We start from the raw sequence: 23,699 nt of genomic DNA on the forward strand, positions 1-23,699 counted from the left end.
TATTCGTTATAATACGAATATTCAATATTTTTCAACAAATAAAATGTTGAGAAATATTTTTTATGCAGGGTGAAATACATAAGATAGAAAAACAAACTCACCTATAAATAACAGTGAACTTTTTTAGTAAAAATAAGAATTAAATATTTTCTATACTACTTAATCTATGGGTTACCATATTACTCACTAATCTCATTATTACAAGCTAATAGTGGTTCGTACATCATTATAGCGTGATTCTCTGTTACATATTGATCTTCTATTAACTGTTTCTGTAGATTATATACTTTACGTTGAATCACATTATGTCGTATATAACCGCCCCAGTATGCAGGTTGAATTGAGTGTTCTTTCTCATACACTTCATATTGATAAAGTTGCGGATAGACTGTTCTCCATTCACCAACTAAATGTTCATCTGTCATATAAAGGTGAAGTTGATACGGTTGATCCGTTTCATTTTTAATTTGTAAATCCAAATAGTTATAGGAACAAGTTGCCCCACTCCCAAACGGTTGAGTTCGCCTAGAATCAGGAAAGACATCAAAGCTATGACGATATCGTTCGGTTACTGTCAGTGGTGTATGTAGAGTCATCCAATATATTAAATTTGAAAGCTGACAAAGACCTCCTCCAATACCTGATTGAAAAGATCCGTAGTGTAATACCATACCTTCTACATACCCTTTTTTCCTCGTTGGCTTACCTATTAAACGCCAGTAAGAAAATGTTTCTCCCGGTCTAATGACGATACCATTTAGTTTTTTAACAGCAATTTTCAAATTAACAACCTTATTCTGTTGATACCACATATCTACATCTTTAAGCTTACGAAGTAATATTGTTTGGTGCTGAATTGCTGTACAAGGTAGCTTTTCTTGTTGGAACCTTTTTGCATATGTTTTTCCGTCTGCTAACCACTGAATGTGCCTCTTTGTAGAGTAATACCACTTACCTAGCATAATGCGATACTTAGACCGCTGTTTAGGACGTAAGTGCACTATATTCATTTTATTCCCTCTCTCTTTCTTCAACTAAATTCTAATATATTTCTAATTCAATAAATTACAGTTTTCTTAACTGCATAATAATTTCCGCAAAAAAATAATAAATTTACTCTAGTGGAGATTTTATTTTGATGATTGCTTTATAATTATATAAAACTGAGCTTCAATACAATAAATTGAAATAAACACATTATAAATATAACGGATAACCTTAAATAAAAAATAATGAACATTAAAGAAATTCTAAAGTATTAATATATTTTTCGTAAATATTAATTGATAACCCATTAGACTTTACTATATGTATAACTTCTTATTCTACAAAACGAAATTTTTTAATGTAAGAAAAAACTATACTTTCCCTTTAACATTGATACCAGTCTCATATGGAAAACTTTACAAAACAATTCGAACACTTGCATTTAGAATAAACACAAAAAATTGCCACCAGTTAGCTTAACTGGTTGGCAATTTTTTAACGAGAATGCTTTACAAATAGTTGAATTGCTTCTTCTGGTACATAGCACTTTCCATTACTCTCTACAATAATACTTCTTAATTCATACCCTTTACCATTGATACGAATTATATTTTTGTTACCAAATAATTGTGCTTCTACTTTATTATGTTTTACTACGAGTAACGGGTTTGCTCCTTCGGTTTTGTTGGCTGTTACAGTTGCACCGATCTTCTTAAAGGCTTGTTCACTCTCTAAAAATATTTTATTCGTTACTTCTTCTAAGTTAAAGCCCATCGCTTTCGCCATCGTCTTCGCAATGTCTGTATTTTGGATTAAGCCTTCTGGTTTTTGAGGTCCATAAGAATGTAAGAATACATCCTCACCTGTATGTCCTCCTGTCGTAAAGCCGATATTTGCACGATTAGCCAATAATGTAGTAAGAATTCGTCCTACATCCATTTTCTTTTTTGCCGCTTTTAATTTTTCTTTTTCATCATGAGTTAGATTATCCAAACCGTATAGTTTAGCTACATCTTCTACATTTGATAAATCAGATTTCAGTTTATTTATAGTTCCTTCAAGTGTCATTTTCGCCTTTTTCAATGGATCAATGTATGCAGAAACCGGTGTAGTATTGTATCCTTTTGTCGTATTCCTATTCCCTATAGAGATGCCGCTGTTACCATGATCAGTTAAAGCGATGAGCATCGTATCCCCATCTTTCTTCGCAAATTGTAACGCCTTTGCTACCGCTTCATCAAATGCCAATATATCACTAATCATCCCAATTGGATCATTAGCATGGGCTGCCCAATCAGGCTTACTACCTTCTATGAATAAAAAGAAACCATCTTTATCTTTTGATAATGTTTGAATTGCTTTTTCTGTCATTTGAGAAAGTGTTGGTTGTTCTGGGTTTGTTGCTATACGATCCGTATCAAACGCAAGAGCATGATGTGAGAAAGAGCCCCAAATTTTATTAGATTTGGAGTTCAATAACGCATCTTTCGTTTCAACAAAATCGTATCCTTTGTTTTGAATCACCTTTACTAAATTTTCACCATCTTTTCGGATTCCATTACTTTTCATAGGTAACAGCGCCGCTTTTCCCCCGCCTAATACGACATCTATATTTTGATATACTTGCTGCTTCGCAATTACGTCAAATTGCTTGCGATTGACATGGTGAGCCGAGAATCCCGCCGGAGTAGCATGCTGAATTTCAGATGTAGCAACAATTCCAGTTGCACGGCCAGTACGTTTTGCACCTTCCAATACGTTTGCGACCGGCCGTAACTTGTCCTCTTCTTTTATTGGCTTTAAGCTAGGCGAACTTACAATAGAAGGTAGTACGCCTACATATCCTGAATTCGATTTATTTCCAGTTGCTAATGCTGTTGCTGCTGGCGCTGAGTCTGTAATAGCTGATTCCGCCGAAAACGTACGAACTCCTCCTGTTACAATTTGATCTAACGTAAGCGGTGCCCCTTTATACCAGCGAGCCAATGTTGTCGCCGTTGAACTCGTTCCGTCCATAACCATCATAATTATATTTTTAGGCTGATGTTCTACTTTTTTCACCTTAGCTTTGGCCGCATGATAATTCATCATACTTTCCATACTTAATACGCTTACTATTATAGCTGCCACTAATAGCAACTTTTTCATCTTCACACCATAATTCAACATGATTGTTCCTCCATAAACTTTGCATTCATTTAAATACACACTATTTCCTTTTCCATACCAAAACCTACATATGTTTTATTAGTTCCCAATTCTCATAAAGCTAACAATAGTTACTTTCCCTTTCTTTCCTTTATTAAATATCGGTATGTATCATCTATCTTATAAAAAAGATTTAACACCCTTTTCATTAATTACTTGTTTAACAATAAATCCTCGATCAAAAGAAATAAAAATTTATTGTTAAACAATAAATTTCGTGTTAAATTAATAAGATATTAAATAAATGAGGTGCTTTTTATGAAACAAGGATCCACACTCTTTTTAAAGACCGTTGTGATTCTGATCGGAATCCCCGTTCTTGCTATGTGCATTTTTTTAGTCCCTAAAATAGGAGCTTTCGCTGCAGAATTATATCCAGATATTGCATATATTAAATATCTTGTATTTATCAATTTATATGCAACAGCAATACCTTATTACTTCGCACTGTACCAAACATTTAAGCTTTTAAACTATATTGATAAAAATAACGCATTCTCAGAGTTATCTGTTCAAGCTTTAAAAAATATTAAGTACAGCGCATTGGCAATTAGTGTATTATATGTATTAGGTATGCCACTTTTCTATCTCGTGGCAGAGAGAGATGACGCCCCTGGCATTATTATTATCGGAATGATTATGATTTTTGCTTCAATGGTAATCGCGGTCTTTGCTGCCGTTCTCCAAAGACTATTAAAAGATGCTATAGATATAAAATCAGAAAATGATTTAACGGTCTGAGGTGAATAATATGGCAATTATTATTAATATTGATGTAATGTTAGCGAAAAGAAAAATGAGTGTAACAGAGCTTTCGGAGAAGGTTGGAATTACAATGGCTAACCTTTCTATCTTGAAAAATGGAAAAGCAAAAGCAGTCCGTTTTTCAACTTTAGAAGCAATATGTAAAGCATTAGAATGCCAACCGGGGGATATTTTAGAATATCAACCTGAAGATACCGAGTAAAAAGAGTCCTTCATACGAGAAGGACTCTTTTTATTACACATTACGGTGCAAAACTAATTTGACCAGTAAACAATAGGATAATTGCTATGATCCAAAATATAAAAAATGATGAGGACAGTATTAATGAAAGAATAGCAATTCCCTTCTTCTCTGTTCTTTTCGTCATTGTGATTATTGAAAGTATGATCCCTACACCTGTCAGGGCAATTGTAATATAATCTCCAACTATATTACCTGCATTGGCTATCCTTGTTGGCGTTATAAAAACGAATAGAAAACACAAAATGCCGATGAGTAAAGATACATAGCTTATTATACTGTACTTCTTTTTAGGAACTATTTCAGTTTTCATACTAACCCCACCCCTTCTATATAGCTATGAGTTTATATTAGCATGAATAACCATAATTTAGTTATGATAAAAAGCAGATAAAACGGCCACTATCACTTTATCTGTCTATTTCTATCTAACAACTAACCTGACTATTTCTTTACTAAAGATATACAATCATTCTTTAATCCACGGCAATTGGTATATAATAGCTCTAAAAAATAAAGACTGTACCTTTAAAATGAAAGATACAGTCTTTATTAATAACTTTTTTTATAAAGAAAACTCTCTATCACTCACTACCTTAAAAAACTCCGAGTAATGTGATAAAGAATAATCCGCTACATCACAATTACCTTGAAACATACATGTTGAAATACCTAATTCTTTTGCAGGTAATAAATCTAATTCTCTATCTCCAATAGCTAAATCAATATTGTATTTTTTATGCAGATGATTATAAGCTAAAGAGTTTGGCTTTCGAGGAAAGCCATCGTCAATTGTAACCATATCTACGAAGTATTTTTCCCAGCCGTAATATTTTAAAATGCCCATAACCCCTTCCCTATGTTTATGGGTCATAATCACATTTTTATTTGCAAATTTCAAAACCTCTTCGACACCTGCAAAAGGTTTCATATCTTTTGGCGTGAATTTCTCCTTCAAAACTTTAATCTTTTCTTCCTGCTCGCATGAAATATTATAATACTGAATTGCATGAGAGTATGATATTTTTAAGTTTTTGTATATTTCTTGTTTTTCTACTGAGTCACCTAATATTTCAGAAAGCATCATTGTATATGCAGGATACGTATCAAATAACGTCCCATCAAAATCCCATAAAATATTCATTCTATTCACCTTCTATTTTCAAATCATTCAATGACTAAATCCGCCCTATCCCTCGGCAATTCCGTTTTTAAGTAATAATCCTCTGCTTTCCAATACCTATTTTCAAACTTTGAAAGGTTTTTCTGCGTTTTTTCACTCTCACGTAGAAACCTTGTCTCTCTTGGACAGTCCAAATAGACCATATAATGAAAAAAATCTCTCCATTCTTTTCGCTGCAGAAAAACTCCTTCAATAACAATTACGCCTACAATAGGAATCTGTACTTTTTCCATTTCACATATATCTGTTTCTTCATGAAAGAAAGGTAATTTCAATTTTGTTTCATGTTGTAGCTTTTGAAAAAATTTCCGCCTTAGCCATTCAATGTCCCATTGTAAATAATAATACTCATACCATTCTTCATATCCAGTATGATATCGTTTATTACGCTCCACTATATGATCATCAATATGGAAAATACGAAACGGAATGCCTTCTTGTTTCATATTTTCTTTTAAATTGGCTACGAATGTTGTTTTTCCAGATCGACTTAAACCATCTATACCTAAAATGAATCTATTTTCCCTATGCTTCTTCATAATCGTTATAAGTTCGTTTGTACTCATTACTTCTTCCACTCTTCTTTTAATAAAGAATATAAAATGGTATCATGAGCAACTCCATTTTGAATCATATGTTTTCGAAGGAATCCTTCTTCTTGAAATCCTGCTTTTATTAATAACTTTTGAGAAGCATTATTTTCTACATATACAATCGCTGCGATTCTTATTAGTTGCAGTATTTCAAATCCGTAAGCTAAAATTGCTTGTAATGCTTCCAATGCATATCCTTGTCCCCAATATGTATCATCTAATTCATAACCAATTTCAGCTCGTTTATGATGATTATTAATTAAATGAAATCCGCACGTTCCGATTAATTGGCCCGTCCCTTTTTTCTCGACTCCCCAGCGAAATACACTGCCCTCTTCATAACGATTTTTGAACGTTTGAATCGTTGTTTTCGCTTGCTCAATATTTTGGAAAGAATCCATTCCGAAATAACGTATAACTGATTCTTTCGAAAAATATTGGAACATCGTTTCTGCATCTAATAGTGTAAGTTCTCTTAAGAATAAACGTTCTGTTTCTAGTTTCGGAAATCCCATCTCTCTTTCTCCCTCTATTCTAATGAACTGCAAATTTCAATATAATTTCCATCTGGATCAGCAATGTAGGCAATTGTTTGTCCCCACGGTTTTACAATTGGCTCCACTAAAATTTTTATACCTTGCTCTCTAAATTGCTCAATCGTTTCTTGTACATTCTCAACAACGAATCCTAACTCGAAATGAGAAGACTGTAATTCACCTTCTGTAAGCGGTAATCCTGTTAATTCTTTCACATCTTGCCGCGTATTCATCGCTAAAATGGTAGTTCCAGTATTAAATTCAATATATGTTCCGTGCTCTGCTTTTATAGGTAACTGTAAAATATCTTTATAGAACTTTAAACATTCCTCAAACTTTTCTACATATAAAATGATGTACTTCATTTTCAAATTCATTTTACATCCCCCTTTGTATCTATCCCTAAAATTTCGACAAAAGTCTCATAAAAACCTTGTTCCTTGTAGTAATGAGCAAAAAAAATGAGGCCGATTTCTCGGCCCCCCAGCTTATTGGCATAAAACAGGAGATTTGGTTTGGACATAACCAGTTCGTACTTTTATTATATTTTATTTTTTCTGAATTTTAAATACATTAAACACCTATTTATATTGAGAAAGTTTTTTGCTTGCATAAAATTAAAGATTTTAAGAAATGATACAAATGGAGGTGTATACATATGGAACCAATGCTATGTCCAAGTTGTAAAACGAACCGTACTCGCTTTAATATTCTTGAGCAACAAGTAAAACCAGTCAAAATAAATCCACAAACTGGTCAAGTGGAAGAAGAATACACAAATGAAACGATGAATGCTTTTCATATGGCTTATCAAGGACCTACATACCGTGTCCAATGTGCTGTATGCGGACTTGTTGAAAACCCTGAACAATTTATTAAACCTGCGCAAAATCAGTCTTTCTAATAAAAATATGATTATCCCTTGTAGAAATAGATTTTTCTATAAGGGATTTTTTCGTTTAATACGTTAATTAAAAATGTATTTCTTCCTTATTATATTTTAAATTCCACACCATTTTAGTAATATTTATATAAGGGAGGTGAAACAAATGATTTTAAATAAAAAGATAATGCTTCCATCAACATTTCTACTATTAACTTGTCACATAATCATCTTTTACTTTTGGATTTCCGATTGGAAGAAAATCTCGAGTTCTTACGGTTTAGCTATATGGATACTTTCTACTATTTGTGGTCTTTTACTTTATTTCCTTTATAAAAAACAAAAATCTAATAAAGTGATATTCATTGCTAGTTCGTTATTATTAATTACTTCTTCATTTATGATTTTTTTAGGTATTGTTACTGGTATCATCTTTGTAACTGTTAGTTCTATGCCTTAAATATACAATATTTTATTATATAAAAAATACCCAACAAAACAAGGATATATAGAAATTAAAGAAGATGATTTCCATTCAATATACAACCATCTTCTTTAATAAACCCAATCTTTGTTACAATATTTCATTTTTTAACTTTTTAATCTTCCAATATACATTAATAAATATATATAAATACATACAACCTATAAATCCTATCATGCCTTTAAATATATAAGGAATTCTAGATTCTGATGGTCCAAGAAAACATAAGTAAAGCGCTGGCATTATTGTTACAAACATAATTACAAAAAACTGTAACAACTCAGTAAGTTTTTGTATCCTCGTTTCCTTCTCTGAATATATATCAGGTAACTCATTTTCCTCTTCTACTTCTTTACAAAAGTAATTCCACTTCGCAAAACTCGTTACATGTTTCCAGCCACACATTTCATATATTTGGATATATTCTTTTTGTTTTTCTGTCGAATCTTTATACTCTAATCTAAAGTCTGCTTTATATACTACATCTTTCGGCTCAGTTTTCTTAAACGTATACATTACGTTATACTTTTGTAACGCCCAGCCTTGTTGATGCATTTTACGTAAATACGCTTCTTCTTTTTCTAAGCTCCATACTGCGAAAGGTTTGAATATCTTCTTTGTCTCCATCTCTCATTCACTCCCCTAATATACTATTTCCATTCCTTACAGATCTCTGCAATCTGTTATACTCGAGCTCTAACACTTCTCTCCCAAACGGCGTTAACTCATAGCACTTCTTTCTGTCTGTAGAGGCAACTTCAACAATTAACTTCTCTTTTAGTAATTTCGTCGTATTTCCATATAAAGTACCAGGGCCGAGCTTTACTTCCCCATTTGTCATCTCTTCTACCATTTGCATAATTCCGTAGCCATGCAACGGCTTCACGAGTGACAATAATATGTAATATGTCGCCTCAGTTAACGGAATATATTTTTGCGCCTTCGCATTCATTATAACTACCTCCGATACATCGATATATGATATATCGACTCACGATACATCGTATATCGATATTGTATAATTATATTCCAAAATATGCAAGAGTAATTTAATAATTAAATATCCATTTCTTTGAATTAAAAAATCATACCAATTTTCTGAATAATTTGTTAAAATATAGAAATATTAGCTCTTTTATAATGAAAGGAATGGTACATATGATAAATAAATTGAAAGAAAACATCGGATCTGTGTTTGTTGGTAAAGAAAATGTTATTGATCTACTGCTCGTTTCACTTCTTGCTGATGGACATGTACTACTCGAAGACGTGCCTGGTACTGGGAAAACGTTACTAGCGAAAACCATTTCAAAAAGTATTGGTGGTAGTTTTTCTCGCGTTCAATTTACCCCTGATGTACTTCCAAGTGATGTAACAGGTATTGAATACTTCAACCCAAAAACAAGCGAATTCGAATTAAGAATTGGACCAGTTATGACAAACATTTTGCTAGCAGATGAAATTAACCGTGCAATGCCGAGAACGCAGTCGAGTTTGTTAGAAGCGATGGAAGAACGACAAGTGACGCTGGAGAAGCAGTCAACTCCTCTTCCGAAACCGTTCTTTGTTATTGCGACGCAAAACCCAATTGAATCACAAGGGACTTTCCCTCTTCCAGATGCACAGCTTGATCGCTTTTTAATGACGATTTCAATCGGTCATCCAACTCCTAAAGATGAGTTACAAATGATGCGACGTTTTCGGAACGATTTACCATTAGAAAGTGTCACATCTGTCATCTCATTAGAAGATATTTTAGAAGCTCAAAAACGAGTAAAAGAAATATTTGTTTCGGAACCGTTAGAACATTACATTATTAAACTTGCTCATGCTACAAGAAATCATGATTATATCGCTAACGGTGTAAGCCCACGTGCCACATTAGCTTTAGTACGTGCTGTTCAAGCTTTAGCCTTTTTACGCGGGAGAGAATATTGCACACCAGAAGATATACAATTGTTAGTTCCTTCTGTTTGGAATCACCGTATCGTCTTATCAATGGAAGGTGCCCTGCGTACGACAAAGAATGATATTATGCAAAGTATTTTAAAAGAAGTTGACGTACCTGTGGAGATTGAACAAGCATGAATGGACAGCGTGTTGTAACTGTGCCTTTATTTTTTCAACTCCATATTATTCAACTAACCGTTCCAATCGCATTACTTTTCACATTCTTTTCCCCGCAACGAATGCTTATGTTTCTCTTTTTCTTCTATTATTTATTTGCGATTTTTATTTATAAATATGTCGCTTTCATAGAGAAGAAGTTTCAAATCATAAATGAGAAACAAACTACACGGATTTTTCCTGAGGAATCTGGACAGTTTTTTATTCATTTAAAAAATGGAGCCAGCATACCAATCGTTAATGGCGTTTGTTACTTTCATTTAAATTCGTCCCTTATACCGCATAAAGAGCAAGGCATTGAACAAATATCAAAAACGTTATTCTCTTTCCCATTTTCACAACCTGCACATTCGGCACAAAAATGGGGGTTAACATTAACCGCCACGAAGCGTGGTGTGTTTCAAATTGAACAATTTGAATGTGTATTAAAAGATCCATTTCATCTATTAACTGTACATTTACCTGTTTTTGATAAATTAAGGACTGAAATTATTGTGTATCCTTCTCCTAAAGAAGTAGCAGGTTTGCAAGAACTTCAGCAACTTTTGAATGGATCTTATCGAACGAATTTTTCTTTTTACAATGATGAAACATCTATTATCGGTGTAAAGCGATATGAGCGTGAGTCTTTCCGCTCTATTCATTGGAAGGCATCTGCTAAAATGCAACAATTACAGGCGAAGCAATATGAACCTGTAAAAAATTATAGTTGGACGATTTGTCTTTCTTTAGCTGCCGATCGTGGATTTGGTTGGAAAGATAATGTAGAAGAACTTATTTCATATGCAACATACATTTTCCAGTATGCAACGAAGCACCACATTCCGTTTGAATTGTTTATTAGTGTATTAGCAGAAGGCGGTGCATTACATGTACCGTTAAATGAAGGACAAACACAATATGCAAAAGCTTTAGAAGAATTAGCCCGTATTTCAGATGATAGTACGTTACTTCCGAAACAAGGATTCCTTCATTATGTAAAGAGAAAAAGAGAACGATCGTCTACAATGATATACATTGGTTTACAAAGAAATGAACTCCCTCTTCTCTCGCAGCCAACGTTTCTCATTACTAGTGAAGGGATGGTGGAACCAGTTGAAAACTTGGCTATATCACATTCATGATTTCATTCTGCTCCTTCTGCTTTCATTATTAACAGAAAGAGATGAACTAATTAGTATTGCAATATTTTTAACAACAGGCTATATTGGAGTATTTCTTATTCATAAATTTATGCAGAAAAAAACAACAGGATTTGTAATACTTTTAGTTCTTCAAATCGTTCTTTTCTCTTTATTTTTACCTTTTTCTCTATTTGGCACAATCATATTACCACTATTTTTCTTTATCGTACATGTGGTCGGACCTGGATATCCAGTTCAAAAATCTTTAGGTGGTATTGTATGGTTTGTCGTTTCAGCTATATTTTATGCACCCTTTCCACCGTTGTGGAAACTATTAATGTTAGCCTTGCATCTTATGATTACATTTTGGTTAACCGGGGCAAATCGCAAACAACAACTATTACGTTTTTCTTCTATCATTACGATTGGCTTAATGAGTATATTAATTGTTCAAGTATTTCCTTTCATTCGACTTATTTTTGGTTTTATAACGGAAGTAGTCGCATTAGGCGTCGGCTATGCTTTAATGCCATTAATTAAAGCAGCGGAATTAAAAGATACTGAAGATGTTTGGGCAAATAAAGGACATCTCTTAAAACCAAAAATTGAAGACGGAAAAAAAATTCCTGATTTTGATCCAATACTCATAAATAGCACTACAATAATAGTCTGTACAGCTATCGCTATTTACGTCGTTTGGAAAATAGTAAAAAAACGAAAACATTTAAGTTTACCAAATATGCCCGCCTTCGAATCTACTATCATTACTGATAAAGAAGGAATGAGCCAAAATCGTTTTAAACGAAATAAACCGCCACATAACGAAATTCGGAAGGAAATTTTTAAGCTAGAGAGTAAGTTAACCCCTCCTTTAAATAGAAAACGGGGAGAAACTGTTGAGGCTTGGCTAGAAAGAATAAACGATGAAGAAGATGTAAATATTCAAAGTGATATTATTATAGATACTTATAATACGGTGCGTTATTCAAATAGTGCAAACACTGTACTTCTACATGAATTTAAGGAAGAGATTCATAAGCTTTATGCATATCAAAAAAGTTTGAAGAAACGAAAGAAATAACGTAACAAAAAGACTCCTATATTCATAGGAGTCTTTTTGTACTTCTACGTTGCTTTTTAAATGGAAGCATTCTTCCCTGCTTCAATTTCTAATGACTCTTCATGCCACCAAAGTGTTTCTTCAGGGTCTTCTTTAGCGATTTGGTGTGCTTCTTTTTTCGTTTCTACTGTAGGATATGAACCTTTTAGCGCACGCCCTGAAGTTGTAACGAATAGTACACTAAATACAACTAATCCAATAATACTTACACCTGCTAAATAAAATGCCGGTGCGAGCGGGTTACCAGTTGCATGAACTAAGTATGAACATACAAGCGGTGTTGTTCCACCGAATATCGATACAGAAATATTAAATGAGATCGAAAGTGCTCGATAACGTACATCAGTGAAAAAGAGTGATGGTAATAATGAAGGTAATGTTCCTTCATATACACTTAAGAAGAAACCTAGTACGAAAATACCTGCAAATATAGCTGCAATATGTCCGTTACCTATTAGTAAAAATGCTGGAATTGCAAATACAGTTAAACCAAGTAAACCAATTTGCACAACGCGTTTATTACCAATTTTATCACTTAATTTACCGAAATATAGTGCTAGTGGAATCATAAGTGCCATCGTAATAGAAATAATTAATAAGCCTGTTGTTTCTTCGACTTTAAGTACTTGAGTTAGATAAGAAGGAATATACGAAAGAATCATATAATTTGTAATATTAAAGAAGGCGACAATTACTGTGCTTAATAAGAAGTCTTTTTTGTGATATTTAATAATATCCATGAATGAAAATTGTTCATTGTCTTCAGATTCCTCTTGTGCTTTTTCCATCTCTTCAAAGATTGGAGATTCATCTAGATGACGGCGTAAGTATAAACCGACCAAACCAATTGGTGCAGCTATTAAGAACGGAATACGCCATCCCCAGCTGAGCATTTGCTCATCTGTTAACAATAACGTCAAAATGGTAACAATTACCGATGCAGCAATGTAACCTGAGAGTGTTCCAATTTCAAGACCACTACCGAGTATACCACGCTTTTTATCTGGAGAAGATTCTGCGATATAAACCATTGCTCCTGAATATTCGCCGCCTGTAGAGAAGCCTTGAATCATTCGGGCAACTAAAAGTAGTATTGGTGCCCATACACCAATTTGTTCATAGGTTGGTAGTAATGCGATGAATAATGTAGAAAGTGCCATTAAAATAATAGTAGTACTTAACACGATTTTTCGGCCGTACTTATCTCCTATTCTACCAAAGAATACACCTCCGATTGGTCGAACGAGAAAGGCTGCTGCAAATGTACCGAATGTAAGTACAAGTTGCAATCCACTATTATCAACACCAGAGAAGAATAATTGACTTAAAATTACCGCTAAATACGCGTATAATCCGAAGTCAAACCACTCCATTGCGTTCCCTATACCAGTAGCAATTACTGCTTTCCTGGCTTGTTTAGGATTAACAATATTAACGTCTTGAGGTTCAAAATTTAAATCATTATTTTGTTGCATATAATAAAACAGCTCCTTATTTAATTTAACTTCTTTAAGCACACCTTCTCTTATTGAATAAAATTAATTCGAAGCACTTAAGGAAAAGCAACGTCTCCTTATCTGTTATTATTATTTCACATAATTAATTATTTGTCCAATTAAATGCTCTTTTTATATAAAATTAAACCCTGTTTAACTTGTTATAGAATGACGTTCAGCTTATATAACACATACCTTTACACTACAAATGAAACTTTCATTTATTTATATTTATAACGTTTCTATAATTGCTTCCTTTAACCTAGAAATTAGTAACTTTTACTAAAGATTTGCATATATTTAAAAAGTGAACTCATTAGCTCGAATTTTGTCTTATTACATTCAACTATAGTATTATTATAGATTTAAAGGAGGCTATTTTATGTTGGAAATAATACTTTTACTTGCTACTGTTTCTTTTCTCTTCATTATTTCTGGATTTTTCATTACCTTAAAACAATATAAAGAAATAAAAAATATAAAGACTATATTAACTACAAAAAAAGAAAATGAGAAAACTACATCCAAAAACTCAATCCCTATGCAATTAGACCTTAGCGTTCTCAATAATTTACTCGCGTCTGGAATAAATAAAGGTTCCAATTCAAGTAATGAAAATTCTAAGTCTGATAAAACTAAATAGTGGTTACGTATATAATAAAATATATATCTCCTATTTTATCTAACCTTATTAATAACTACCTCTGATTAAAAAGGAGACTACTTATGTGTAAAAATCCGATTTCTATTATTATTCGTATACAGCATAACATAAAAGTTTTACCTGAAATTTTGAAAGCCTGTGAACAACTACAGCCTTTAGAAATTATCCTTACTATTAACGGATGTATCGATGATTCCATTGATATTTCACAATCTTACAATTGTAAAATTATCACACTAGAAGTACCGACAGAATCAAATAATTGTTATGTAATTGGTGCAAAAAAAGCAAAGGGTAAGTACCTCTTATTTTTAGATGCAAATTACATTATCCAATCTTCCTTACTTACACAATTTCTTCAACCATTACTAGACGAATCAGCTGACATAGTATTAAACAATTTAGATGACTTTTTTTATCAAAAGCAAAAGCCAACTATAGAAATGATTTGGCAGCAAGTTACGAATCATTTTTTTCATCGTCCAGATTTACATGTTAACTCACTATTATTTCCTCCCTATGCAATAACAAAAGAGATTCTTGATGCAATTACTCCAGAAAGTTTATTAAATCCGATATTAGCACAAATGAAAATTATTAAAAATAAATTTCGCATTAGCAATCATTTCAAAATTTCTATACCGCAAATTCCCTCCTTCCCCTCAAAACAACTCATTCGTTATCACCTAGAAGCAATTGAAAATTGGGTAAATATATTACAAGATTCAAGAGGAAACTATACTGATAATAATCGAAGGCGGGATATTATTTTAGAACTTCAAAACGGCGAACAAAGAGCTATATCCAAAATAATTACAGGTAAAGAGTTTTATTCAAATACTTATGGAAATAAACAATTATCCATCATTATCCCTGTTCAAAATGAAGAAAAAACGATAGAATCTATCATTTTTGAGGTGCAGAAATTAAAACCTTTAGAAATCATCATTATTGTTAATGGATCAACAGATAAAACAGAGGAATTGGCGAAGAATTGCGGTGCAACAGTTATTACTTACAAAGAAGCACTCGGCATTGATACCGGACGTGCCGTTGGTGCATATTTTGCAAAAGGTGATATATTATTATTTATTGATGGTGATTTCTTAATTCCTAGTTCTGATTTATTACCATTTGTACAATCTGTTCAAAATGGAACCGATTTAGCTTTAAATAAATTAGAGCACTACTACATGTATCGTGTTCCTTATACTATCGTAACTGCATGTAAGCATGTTGTTAATTTAGCATGTAATCGAAAAGATTTAGGTATGGGCTCCACAACTGCTGTCCCTCATGCTTTTAGTCGAAAATGCATTGATACAATTGGGTTTGATTCTCTTCTTTCACCAACCTTAAGTCAAGTTAAAACAATTTTAGCAGGATTGCATGTACAAAATGTTCATTCTATCGACGTTGACAAGATAAATCGAGTTCGACCAGAAAAACACTTCTCGCAGGAAGGCTACCTTTCATTAGCAACGCAACAAATCATTGGTGATCATATAGAAGCAATTTCTTACCTCATTGAACAAAAAAGAAACACTGAATGCTTTTAATTGTATATTCTTACCACCAAATAATATATGAATTCATTTTAAATATATAGCAAAATAAAAAAAGATGGTTGTAACCATCTTTTTTATTTTTACATTAGATCAAAAGAAAAGTAGCAGGCAGGCTTTTCATTTCTGTATCTTTCTTAAGAAGTTTGAAAATAGAGGCTTGTTAATGAAGAGTCAACACTTAAATCATCTTTTAGTGCAATTGAGAAACATGCAACTAATGGTAAAGTAATAACAATTGATCCACTAGGACTAATTACAATAGTAGGACTTGTCCCACATGTGCCTCCACAATCGACTACTGCATCAATTCCACTACCAGGGGTAATTGTAATTTTAAGACACACATCTAAACAAACATTATTCGTAGTACATGCCATAACTCTCCCTCCTTTCTTTTAACAATATATGCAGTTAATTAAATTCGGACACGACTCTCTTACTAAGTCTTATAAATTAGATGTTATTTTATTATTAACTGCATAGAAAATTAACGTTTTATTAAACTATCTAAATCAACTAAAAAACTCAAATCATCCTTTACTGAAATAGAAACACATGCAATAAACGGTATTACATTAAAATTAGATAAACATTCATCATTGCACCTTACGAATATTTCTGCCCCACCATTTGGATTGACTTTAGTTTCTAAAGAAATATGAAAACAACTTTTATTGATGCAAGACAAGATATTCCCTCCTTTCTTATATCTAATATCAATTTATCCAAAAATAAAAATACCGTTACAACTTTATTTACTCTTTACCTTCCATACTTAAAATAAAAAAGATAAAAGCTTCTTCATATATATAAAGAAGCCTTTACCTTTTAGTTACTTGTTCATTTACTATCAGTCAGTGAAACATGCTCTTCACTTGTACCTGAGCTAAAAATAATAAAAATTTTTGATTTTAGTTTCATTGCAATACTAAATATCGTCAAGTTGCATAAATGAAATGTTTAAGTTACTCATTCAATAGACAAATTTACCTTTTAAAATAAATCTTTAAAATCCTTATTCTTCAATAAATATGAAAGTCCTTCTAAATGATCCCCAGTAATTCTCAATACAGCTGGTGGATGTCCTATCGTCGCAAAATGCTCTTGTGGCCGAATACGATTTGGTTTCATTACATCTACAAAATGGACACATTCGACTTTATACCCTTCTAATATTGCCTTTACTTGTGCAACACACGCTGTGTGAAGAGTGTCCCAGCCAATTCCCTCTAAACATTTTCTACTAATAGCATGGGGAACAGCAATTGTAGATCCTACCCCTAAATCTTTACGGTTACAAGCAATATTCAACATATATTTATATAAACTTACAATATATAGAGGAAATCTAAGATTTAAATTTAAATCATTTAAAACCATATCAACACCATCCGCAACAGCTTGCGTTAACGGATGAAGATCTTTTGCTGGAATAGCAAAATCAGCATCAATAAAGAGAAGTATATCTCCTGTCGCTTCTTGTGCACCAATTGCCCGTCCTACATCATGCCCTAATCTTTCTTCATAAACAATTACTGTTGCCCCTGATTGCTTAGCAATTGCTTCTGTTTGATCTGTTGACCCATTAATGACAACAATTATTTCTTTCGGTTCAATTTTTCTTGCCTCAAGAATAACTTCTTTAATCGTTGATTCTTCATTTTGTGCTGGTATAATAATTGATAACTGTTTTCCATTATAAATAGAGGAATTCATTCCCCATCCTTTATGGAAACGTGAATAATTCTTTTGGTTTTTTAACTGCTCTATAATTTCTCTTTTTCTTCCTCCATCTGTATAATTACCTCTATCATCTTTTCGTTGTAACCAACTCTCCAAAGCTTTTATATTTTCTTTAATCTCATATACTTCTAATTTAGTTAATCCATTTTTATAGAAAGAGGTTTTGTTTGCAGGCATATTATTCAAGGAGGTGTTAGTGATGGCTGACGAGGATTGTAGTCGCCACCCTTTCTCAATAAGAGTTACTTGGGACAGAATAGGGTTCTGCAAGATATCATATCCAATGTCTTCAATTGCTTTTTTAGTAATAGCATATGGCATAGATAACATCGAATCATATTTTAAATCCATACGCCCCAATACATCGTTTACTATTTTTTTATACACCATAGCAATGCTTGGCCATTCTACTCTCATCTTTTCAAAACAAACCGAGTCTATATTATTTAAAATTACATCCTGTTCCTTTTTTAGTAGCGGTTCTATAAATCGTTCTAATTCTACCGAAAAAATAACATCTTCTCCATTTAAAAATAAGACTACATCACCATTGGCGACTTTTGCCCCATGAACTGGTGCTTTCCATTTACTTTTCTCCTCAATCACAACAACGTTACTTTCAACAAATGTTGGTATAGATTGTATCGCACTCATTCTATCATCAGCTACAATAATAATTTCTAGTGGTTTTATATGCTGCACTTTATTTAAAATTTGATTCAATTTTGATTTTTCTTCTCCTAAAACTATAACAACTGATAGGTCCACTTCTTTTTGTTCTTCTTTTACAGTCTGATTAGGTTTTACTTTTTTTATATATTCAATTGTTTCACTCTTCCCTACAGCTGCATGCCCTGCTTTTTTATCAAAATATAAGTCAATTATAATTTGATTTACTTCCGTGTCTTTATCAAGTTGCTCTAATTCGGAAATAAATGGTAGCAAATGATTTTGCACATCAAATTCACACGCGAAATTTTGCAAAAAATAAATATTCGGTACATATTTAATGTGATTAAAAAATTTCACAACATTAATTCTTTCGCCAAATTTCTCTTCAACTTCTTCTCTTGATAAATTTGGATAAGACAAATCGAAAACTAGATTTATTGGTACAGGTATCCATTTTAATAAATTTGTTTGAGGATTATTAATGAAAGCTGTGGAGCCCTTAACGAATCCAGCTAAAATTAAAGACATAAATCCTCCCCCAGAACTGCCATAAAACAACACATTTTTCGAATCAACTTTTAACTTTACAAATACTATTTCTAAAATATTTGCTATATCTTGTAAATAAAATCTATTTAACTCTCCCTGTCCCCAACCTAAAGATAATTTTCCAAGATATAACGTAGGGTCATTATAATATATAACAGTATCTTCAAATTCATCCATCCAAGAATGTCGATGAAAAATAGGTGGACCAATTGGCTGTTCTTGAAACCCACCTGCTCCGGATCCAAAAACAATAGTGTTAGAAGCATCGGGCTTAATACGAATTAAAAATTCATACGTTACTTTATCCCAATCAACCTTGAGTATAAATGGTTCTGTAATTTGAAAATCCATTTGCCATAATTGTTCATATGAAATGTTAATTATTTTATACTGGTCTAACAGTTTAATCACCCTTTCCATCCATTTCGAGTTGTTCTATCAAGTAAGAGAGAGCTTCAACGTGATCACCAATGATTCTTAATACTGCCGGAGGATGCCCATTGTGACTTACATTCTCCATTAAACGAATTCTATTCGGTTTTACAACATCAACGTAATGTACACATTCTACTCTATACCCTTGTAATATTGCTTTTACTTGTGCAAGACTAGGGCATAGTAAGCTTTCCCAGCCTATTGCATCTAAACATGATCTACTCATAGCATGTGGAATTGCTACTAATGAGCCATTGCTTAATTCTGGACGATTATATGCTAAATTAAGCATATATTTTACGACGTCTACAACATAAAACGGAGGGTGTAACATCGGATTCAAATCATTTAATGCTATGTCTACACCAGCTGAAACTGCTTTTGTAAAATGATGCAAATTACTTCCTGAAACACTAAAATCACCATCAATAAATAAAAGAATATCTCCTGTAGCTTCAAGCGCTCCAATAGCACGTCCAACATTATGACCAAGTCGTTCGTTATATTCAATAATAGTAACACCAAGTCTTTTAGCAATATTAGCCGTTTGATCTGTCGAACCATTTACAACGACGATGATTTCTAGTGGTTCTATTTTTCTCGCCTCAAGTATTACTTGTTCTATAGTCTCTTCTTCATTTTGTACTGGTATAATGACAGAAAGTTGCTTCCCATCATAAATTGAAGAATGCATTCCCCACCCTTGATGATAGGAAGGGTATCGCTTACATTCACCTAGTTTTTGAACAATATCTCTTCTTTTTCCTGCATCAGTAAACCCTACTCTTCTTCCTTTTTTCTCTATCCATTTAGCTATACCGCGTAAATATCTTTCTACTTTCTCTTTTTCATTTTTGGATAACTCTTTTTTTATTAAATATCCTCCTTCCTCTATAATCTCATCTTTAGATAACGTATTGATTGCATATTGATCGTTAATCCGCCACCCTTGATTCACAATCTTCATATGAGATAGAACGATATCTTCCATATAATTAAAGCCGATATTTTCCACTACTTCCTTCGTAAGCGCATATGGTAACGAAAGTATTGAATTGCTTTTTAAATCTGGTCGACTTAAAATTTCATTTAACATTTTTCTCCATACAATATCCATATTTGGACATTTACCTATTTCTATCAATTTATCTATTTTATTTAAAACTACATCGGCTTGATTTGTAACAATTGGCTCAATAAATCTCTGCATTTCATTTGTGGATAATAAAAAATTACTATCTACAAATAACAATACATCTCCTTTTGCTGCCTTTACAGAAGCTTCATACCCATCATAATACGTACTATATTTATCCATCAAAACAATATGGCATTTATGTTTCTTTGCTATTTCATACAAATTACTTCTATCGTTAGGAACTAAAATTATAATTTCAAGAGGATTTAGCTTCCATATAGATTGAATTGACTCTTCTAATATTTGCTCTCTTTCACTGTACAAAATAATAACCGTTAACGATTTCATTACACGCCCCCTTTACACATCATGTGACATAAAATATTAAGTATTACCATTTCCTATGAATTTGCTACTTTATTAACATATTCAAAAGTGAATTATACTGTGTGAAAACAAACGTCTATTTTTAAAAATATAATTCTGCACTTACCTCCTTTCTCTTATCATTGTTTGTTACAACTCTCACCATAAAAAACAAAAAAAGTCCTAATTTCTTTAGGACTTTTTTAAATAAATTTATCAATATTATTAATTTTATATACTACCTTTTTCCATGTTATACCGCGATCTTTTGTAGTAAATATTTCTTTTTTATTACACGCCCAACCTTTACGCCGATTAAAAAAATGCAAACAAAATACATTTTTTAACAATGGATTACTTGATACTTTAATCCATTTTGCTCCTTTTTTTATTATTTGATACACACTTCCATTTTCACTATTTATAACCCAGCCATAATAGGAACTAAAAAACGAAACAGCCACTTTACTAGTATTTATTGTTTTATTTGAAATATGCCACGAATTCCCCTTATCAAATGAGTAATTCATTAAAAATACATCATCATTCTTTTTAGTTGGTATTACTAATAAGTTATTTTTATAGATTGCTTTATAAGCCATAGCAGTCCCATTATTAATTCCTTCAAGACTTGGAATATCTTTTATAGGATGCCAACTTTCCCCACCATTTATTGTTTTAAATACCGTTGATGTTTCATAATGTTTTTGTAATGAAATAAACCCAATTAGATCGTTTATAAATGTTATCCCTGAAATACTATCACTAATACTTATATTTTTTATTACTTTCCAAACTTTCCCTTTCGTTTTCAAATAGTATAAATTATGTTCAAATTTATTTGATGCGAGCTTTCTAGATAATACAATCCATATACTATCCATATTCGTAGCATGCAATTGTACTTGAACATCAGTCGATTTCTCCCAATCTTCTTCAACCGGTAAAATAAACTCACTCCACCTTTCTCCTCTATTAACTGTATAAAATATAGCTGGCAATAAATCGTCATTCTTTTTTGTTAAACCATATGCCCAAGAGCTTCGAGCGTTTATTGGATACCCAAATAATACAATTGAATTAAGAGGATTGACAACATCCCATTCTACTCCTCTATTTTGAGTATATAAGATAGCCTGCTTTTTATTTGTATATTGAATACTAGCCCAACCATATTTATCCGTTCTCATTTGTAAAGAAGTAAATTGAATATCATTATTTTCCAATATATCACCTCATTCTTATTATTTATATATTCGTATGCTATTATTTTCAAAACGTTCTATCATTAGTTATTTAAACCACCTGCTTTATCTACTATCTTTATACTTACTTTCCCTTTTCTTCACCACTCAAATATAACGAAATTCCTTCTATTTTTCCGTTATCATATACAAACGACTGTATTTTACAAAATTCAACTATAAAAAATGCACCCCAATTGTAAACTATCCCCAACAATTAGAGTGCACTTTATATAAAATATAGCTTTAATTTTTAAGCACTTACTACAGCAGCAACTTTATCTAAACAAATAATAAACTGATTCATAAATGCGTCAATTTCCTCTTTCGTAATAATATACGGCGGAAGTAATCGAATAATATTCCCTTGTGTTACATCGACTAACATTCCTTTATTCATTAGCTCAACCTGTAATTTCTTCACATTTTCATTCGTATCATTCAGACTAATTCCAAACATCATGCCAGCATGACGCACTTCCTGTATATAATAAGAATTTTCTTTCTGAATGTCTTGCAGTTTGTCATTCAAATATAGTGACGTTTCATAAGCTTCTTGCATTAACCCATCATCAAGTAATGTATTTAATACCTTTAAACCTAAAGCTGTTCCCATTGATGAATGAGCAAACGTTGTCCCGTGATCTCCTGGTGAAAATACATCACATAACTTTTCACCTACAATAATTCCTCCTAGCGGTATCCCGCCTCCTGCTCCTTTACCAATTTGAATAATGTCCGGTGTGATATTAAAATTTTGATAAGCAAATAGTTTTCCCGTTCGACCCATACCACTTTGAACTTCATCAACGACAAGAAGTACATTATATTTTTCACATAAATTTTGAACACCATGCAAATATTTACTTGATAAAGGATAAATTCCCCCACTTCCTAAAACAGGCTCTAGCATAATCGCAATTGGTTTTTCTTTAATAATGGTCTCCTCTAATTGGTCTATATTCTCACGCTCTACTTCGTATACAGGAATAGATGTTTTAGGGAAATTTTGATATACCTTTTCTTGTCTCGTAAAATGTAGTGCCCCTAACGTCCTCCCGTGAAAACTATCTTTTAACACAACTACTCCGTCACGCTCTTCATTCGCAATAGATCTATATTTATCAATTAATTTTAATGTCGTTTCTGTCGCTTCCGTACCAGAGTTTGTAAAAAAGACTTTTCCGCTTTTTAAAGTACACTCTACTAATTTCTTTGCATACTCAATTGCAACTGGGTTTAAGAAATGAAACGGTAAATGCAACGATTTCACAACTTGCTCCATTGTCGTTTGTACAATTTTAGGATGATTGTATCCTAGTACATTTACTCCTACGCCAGAAAATAAATCTAAATACTCTTTACCATCTACATCATATAGTTTACATCCTTCTCCTCTTTCCATTGCAACCTCTGTCCGACAATATGTAGACATCATATATTCTTTATCTAATTGAAACCAATCCGACATGTTAAATTCCTCCTAGTTATTTTTCCTTTTTTAACGTTTATTCTCTATATAATCGTTTATAAATTAAGTTTTAAGATTGAAATTTTAATAGTGGTTTTCTTC

25 protein-coding genes are annotated in these 23,699 nt (G+C 32.4%); 9 read left to right on the plus strand and 16 right to left on the minus strand.

What is annotated here, in order from left to right:
- Nucleotides 1-179 precede the first annotated feature (179 nt).
- Both V7S45_RS14670 and V7S45_RS14675 read right to left on the minus strand, forming a co-directional pair.
- Nucleotides 180-1,010, minus strand: a complete 831-nt coding sequence (locus V7S45_RS14670; RefSeq protein ID WP_001028236.1) for a VanW family protein — start codon at nt 1,008-1,010, stop codon at nt 180-182.
- A 472-nt stretch (nt 1,011-1,482) separates the two neighbouring features.
- Complete coding sequence (locus V7S45_RS14675; protein WP_000935912.1) at nt 1,483-3,156, minus strand: alkaline phosphatase; 1,674 nt, start codon at nt 3,154-3,156, stop codon at nt 1,483-1,485.
- A 297-nt stretch (nt 3,157-3,453) separates the two neighbouring features.
- Here V7S45_RS14675 and V7S45_RS14680 point away from each other — a divergent pair, with 297 nt between their 5' ends.
- The gene (locus V7S45_RS14680; RefSeq protein ID WP_000809113.1) at nt 3,454-3,936 is read left to right on the plus strand and encodes a DUF2975 domain-containing protein; all 483 of its coding nucleotides are present in this window, start codon (nt 3,454-3,456) and stop codon (nt 3,934-3,936) included.
- A gap of 10 nt (nt 3,937-3,946) precedes the next feature.
- Nucleotides 3,947-4,162, plus strand: a complete 216-nt coding sequence (locus tag V7S45_RS14685) for a helix-turn-helix transcriptional regulator (protein ID WP_000974619.1) — start codon at nt 3,947-3,949, stop codon at nt 4,160-4,162.
- Between the two features lie 40 nt (nt 4,163-4,202).
- Here V7S45_RS14685 and V7S45_RS14690 read toward each other — a convergent pair whose 3' ends face one another.
- The 5 genes from V7S45_RS14690 to V7S45_RS14710 form a co-directional block, all read right to left on the minus strand.
- Nucleotides 4,203-4,514, minus strand: coding sequence for a hypothetical protein (locus V7S45_RS14690; protein WP_000845558.1), 312 nt, complete (start codon nt 4,512-4,514; stop codon nt 4,203-4,205).
- Nucleotides 4,515-4,766: 252 nt separating this feature from the next.
- On the minus strand, nt 4,767-5,345 hold the full coding sequence (locus tag V7S45_RS14695) for an HAD-IA family hydrolase (protein ID WP_001024236.1): 579 nt from the start codon (nt 5,343-5,345) through the stop codon (nt 4,767-4,769).
- A 23-nt stretch (nt 5,346-5,368) separates the two neighbouring features.
- Entirely contained in the window at nt 5,369-5,950 is a 582-nt protein-coding gene (locus V7S45_RS14700) for a kinase (protein WP_000106114.1), read from the minus strand.
- A complete protein-coding gene (locus tag V7S45_RS14705) occupies nt 5,950-6,492 on the minus strand; it encodes a GNAT family protein (RefSeq protein WP_000506640.1) in 543 nt (180 codons plus the stop codon). The genes V7S45_RS14700 and V7S45_RS14705 overlap by 1 nt, the downstream gene beginning before the upstream one ends.
- Before the next feature lie 14 nt (nt 6,493-6,506).
- Nucleotides 6,507-6,890 (minus strand): glyoxalase/bleomycin resistance/dioxygenase family protein, encoded by a 384-nt coding sequence (locus tag V7S45_RS14710; protein WP_001049849.1) that lies wholly within the window; start codon nt 6,888-6,890, stop codon nt 6,507-6,509.
- A gap of 281 nt (nt 6,891-7,171) precedes the next feature.
- Here V7S45_RS14710 and V7S45_RS14715 point away from each other — a divergent pair, with 281 nt between their 5' ends.
- Both V7S45_RS14715 and V7S45_RS14720 read left to right on the plus strand, forming a co-directional pair.
- The gene (locus V7S45_RS14715) at nt 7,172-7,417 is read left to right on the plus strand and encodes a hypothetical protein (protein WP_000433602.1); all 246 of its coding nucleotides are present in this window, start codon (nt 7,172-7,174) and stop codon (nt 7,415-7,417) included.
- 145 nt (nt 7,418-7,562) lie between these two features.
- Nucleotides 7,563-7,856, plus strand: coding sequence for a hypothetical protein (locus V7S45_RS14720; protein WP_000602672.1), 294 nt, complete (start codon nt 7,563-7,565; stop codon nt 7,854-7,856).
- Between the two features lie 114 nt (nt 7,857-7,970).
- Here the strand turns inward: V7S45_RS14720 and V7S45_RS14725 are convergent, their stop codons facing one another.
- Both V7S45_RS14725 and V7S45_RS14730 read right to left on the minus strand, forming a co-directional pair.
- Nucleotides 7,971-8,507, minus strand: a complete 537-nt coding sequence (locus tag V7S45_RS14725; RefSeq protein WP_000448311.1) for a DUF2812 domain-containing protein — start codon at nt 8,505-8,507, stop codon at nt 7,971-7,973.
- A gap of 7 nt (nt 8,508-8,514) precedes the next feature.
- A complete protein-coding gene (locus V7S45_RS14730; RefSeq protein WP_000991882.1) occupies nt 8,515-8,832 on the minus strand; it encodes a helix-turn-helix transcriptional regulator in 318 nt (105 codons plus the stop codon).
- A gap of 206 nt (nt 8,833-9,038) precedes the next feature.
- Between V7S45_RS14730 and V7S45_RS14735 the strand changes: the two genes are divergently transcribed.
- From V7S45_RS14735 to V7S45_RS14745, 3 genes are read left to right on the plus strand one after another with little or no spacing between them, the layout of a single operon-like run.
- A complete protein-coding gene (locus V7S45_RS14735) occupies nt 9,039-9,968 on the plus strand; it encodes a MoxR family ATPase (protein ID WP_000608784.1) in 930 nt (309 codons plus the stop codon).
- Nucleotides 9,965-11,131, plus strand: a complete 1,167-nt coding sequence (locus V7S45_RS14740; protein WP_342761417.1) for a DUF58 domain-containing protein — start codon at nt 9,965-9,967, stop codon at nt 11,129-11,131. The genes V7S45_RS14735 and V7S45_RS14740 overlap by 4 nt, the downstream gene beginning before the upstream one ends.
- Nucleotides 11,103-12,212 carry a DUF4018 domain-containing protein gene (locus V7S45_RS14745; protein WP_000860490.1) on the plus strand — a complete coding sequence of 370 codons (1,110 nt, stop codon included), beginning with the start codon at nt 11,103-11,105 and terminating at the stop codon, nt 12,210-12,212. Before V7S45_RS14740 ends, V7S45_RS14745 begins: the two co-directional genes overlap by 29 nt.
- Nucleotides 12,213-12,268: 56 nt before the next feature.
- On the opposite strand, the gene V7S45_RS14750 is transcribed toward V7S45_RS14745, so the two are convergent.
- Nucleotides 12,269-13,726, minus strand: a complete 1,458-nt coding sequence (locus V7S45_RS14750; RefSeq protein WP_001186926.1) for an MFS transporter — start codon at nt 13,724-13,726, stop codon at nt 12,269-12,271.
- A 403-nt stretch (nt 13,727-14,129) separates the two neighbouring features.
- On the opposite strand from V7S45_RS14750, the gene V7S45_RS14755 reads away from it, so the two are divergent.
- The gene (locus V7S45_RS14755) at nt 14,130-14,390 is read left to right on the plus strand and encodes a hypothetical protein (protein ID WP_000889743.1); all 261 of its coding nucleotides are present in this window, start codon (nt 14,130-14,132) and stop codon (nt 14,388-14,390) included.
- An 83-nt stretch (nt 14,391-14,473) separates the two neighbouring features.
- Nucleotides 14,474-15,970: a glycosyltransferase gene (locus tag V7S45_RS14760; RefSeq protein WP_000335251.1), complete on the plus strand. Its 1,497-nt coding sequence runs from the start codon at nt 14,474-14,476 to the stop codon at nt 15,968-15,970.
- A gap of 143 nt (nt 15,971-16,113) precedes the next feature.
- Here the strand turns inward: V7S45_RS14760 and V7S45_RS14765 are convergent, their stop codons facing one another.
- The 6 genes from V7S45_RS14765 to V7S45_RS14790 all read right to left on the minus strand — a co-directional run bounded on the left by V7S45_RS14765 (nt 16,114) and on the right by V7S45_RS14790 (nt 23,597).
- Complete coding sequence (locus tag V7S45_RS14765; RefSeq protein ID WP_000752474.1) at nt 16,114-16,356, minus strand: hypothetical protein; 243 nt, start codon at nt 16,354-16,356, stop codon at nt 16,114-16,116.
- 110 nt (nt 16,357-16,466) lie between these two features.
- Nucleotides 16,467-16,667 carry a hypothetical protein gene (locus tag V7S45_RS14770; protein WP_001277646.1) on the minus strand — a complete coding sequence of 67 codons (201 nt, stop codon included), beginning with the start codon at nt 16,665-16,667 and terminating at the stop codon, nt 16,467-16,469.
- 305 nt (nt 16,668-16,972) lie between these two features.
- Nucleotides 16,973-19,294: a glycosyltransferase gene (locus V7S45_RS14775; RefSeq protein ID WP_139310366.1), complete on the minus strand. Its 2,322-nt coding sequence runs from the start codon at nt 19,292-19,294 to the stop codon at nt 16,973-16,975.
- Nucleotides 19,295-19,346: 52 nt separating this feature from the next.
- A complete protein-coding gene (locus tag V7S45_RS14780; protein WP_025687673.1) occupies nt 19,347-20,864 on the minus strand; it encodes a glycosyltransferase in 1,518 nt (505 codons plus the stop codon).
- Between the two features lie 221 nt (nt 20,865-21,085).
- Complete coding sequence (locus V7S45_RS14785; RefSeq protein WP_000429609.1) at nt 21,086-22,108, minus strand: hypothetical protein; 1,023 nt, start codon at nt 22,106-22,108, stop codon at nt 21,086-21,088.
- Nucleotides 22,109-22,379: 271 nt separating this feature from the next.
- Nucleotides 22,380-23,597: an aminotransferase class III-fold pyridoxal phosphate-dependent enzyme gene (locus tag V7S45_RS14790; protein WP_001286472.1), complete on the minus strand. Its 1,218-nt coding sequence runs from the start codon at nt 23,595-23,597 to the stop codon at nt 22,380-22,382.
- Between the last annotated feature and the right edge of the window lie 102 nt (nt 23,598-23,699).

The organism is Bacillus sp. BR3(2024) (assembly GCF_039134555.1).
In the GTDB taxonomy this organism is placed as follows: Bacteria; Bacillota; Bacilli; order Bacillales; family Bacillaceae_G; genus Bacillus_A; species Bacillus_A cereus.

Coding starts and splice junctions, on each gene's coding strand:
- V7S45_RS14685 (WP_000974619.1), top strand. CDS start 3,947: ATGGCAATTATTATTAATATTGATGTAATGTTAGCGAAAAGAAAAATG.
- V7S45_RS14725 (WP_000448311.1), bottom strand. CDS start 8,507: ATGGAGACAAAGAAGATATTCAAACCTTTCGCAGTATGGAGCTTAGAA.
- V7S45_RS14790 (WP_001286472.1), bottom strand. CDS start 23,597: ATGTCGGATTGGTTTCAATTAGATAAAGAATATATGATGTCTACATAT.
- V7S45_RS14780 (WP_025687673.1), bottom strand. CDS start 20,864: ATGAAATCGTTAACGGTTATTATTTTGTACAGTGAAAGAGAGCAAATA.
- V7S45_RS14740 (WP_342761417.1), top strand. CDS start 9,965: ATGAATGGACAGCGTGTTGTAACTGTGCCTTTATTTTTTCAACTCCAT.
- V7S45_RS14700 (WP_000106114.1), bottom strand. CDS start 5,950: ATGAGTACAAACGAACTTATAACGATTATGAAGAAGCATAGGGAAAAT.
- V7S45_RS14705 (WP_000506640.1), bottom strand. CDS start 6,492: ATGGGATTTCCGAAACTAGAAACAGAACGTTTATTCTTAAGAGAACTT.
- V7S45_RS14775 (WP_139310366.1), bottom strand. CDS start 19,294: ATGGATTTTCAAATTACAGAACCATTTATACTCAAGGTTGATTGGGAT.
- V7S45_RS14755 (WP_000889743.1), top strand. CDS start 14,130: ATGTTGGAAATAATACTTTTACTTGCTACTGTTTCTTTTCTCTTCATT.
- V7S45_RS14675 (WP_000935912.1), bottom strand. CDS start 3,156: ATGTTGAATTATGGTGTGAAGATGAAAAAGTTGCTATTAGTGGCAGCT.
- V7S45_RS14670 (WP_001028236.1), bottom strand. CDS start 1,010: ATGAATATAGTGCACTTACGTCCTAAACAGCGGTCTAAGTATCGCATT.
- V7S45_RS14765 (WP_000752474.1), bottom strand. CDS start 16,356: ATGGCATGTACTACGAATAATGTTTGTTTAGATGTGTGTCTTAAAATT.
- V7S45_RS14680 (WP_000809113.1), top strand. CDS start 3,454: ATGAAACAAGGATCCACACTCTTTTTAAAGACCGTTGTGATTCTGATC.
- V7S45_RS14720 (WP_000602672.1), top strand. CDS start 7,563: ATGATTTTAAATAAAAAGATAATGCTTCCATCAACATTTCTACTATTA.
- V7S45_RS14750 (WP_001186926.1), bottom strand. CDS start 13,726: ATGCAACAAAATAATGATTTAAATTTTGAACCTCAAGACGTTAATATT.
- V7S45_RS14695 (WP_001024236.1), bottom strand. CDS start 5,345: ATGAATATTTTATGGGATTTTGATGGGACGTTATTTGATACGTATCCT.
- V7S45_RS14715 (WP_000433602.1), top strand. CDS start 7,172: ATGGAACCAATGCTATGTCCAAGTTGTAAAACGAACCGTACTCGCTTT.
- V7S45_RS14690 (WP_000845558.1), bottom strand. CDS start 4,514: ATGAAAACTGAAATAGTTCCTAAAAAGAAGTACAGTATAATAAGCTAT.
- V7S45_RS14760 (WP_000335251.1), top strand. CDS start 14,474: ATGTGTAAAAATCCGATTTCTATTATTATTCGTATACAGCATAACATA.
- V7S45_RS14710 (WP_001049849.1), bottom strand. CDS start 6,890: ATGAATTTGAAAATGAAGTACATCATTTTATATGTAGAAAAGTTTGAG.
- V7S45_RS14735 (WP_000608784.1), top strand. CDS start 9,039: ATGATAAATAAATTGAAAGAAAACATCGGATCTGTGTTTGTTGGTAAA.
- V7S45_RS14730 (WP_000991882.1), bottom strand. CDS start 8,832: ATGAATGCGAAGGCGCAAAAATATATTCCGTTAACTGAGGCGACATAT.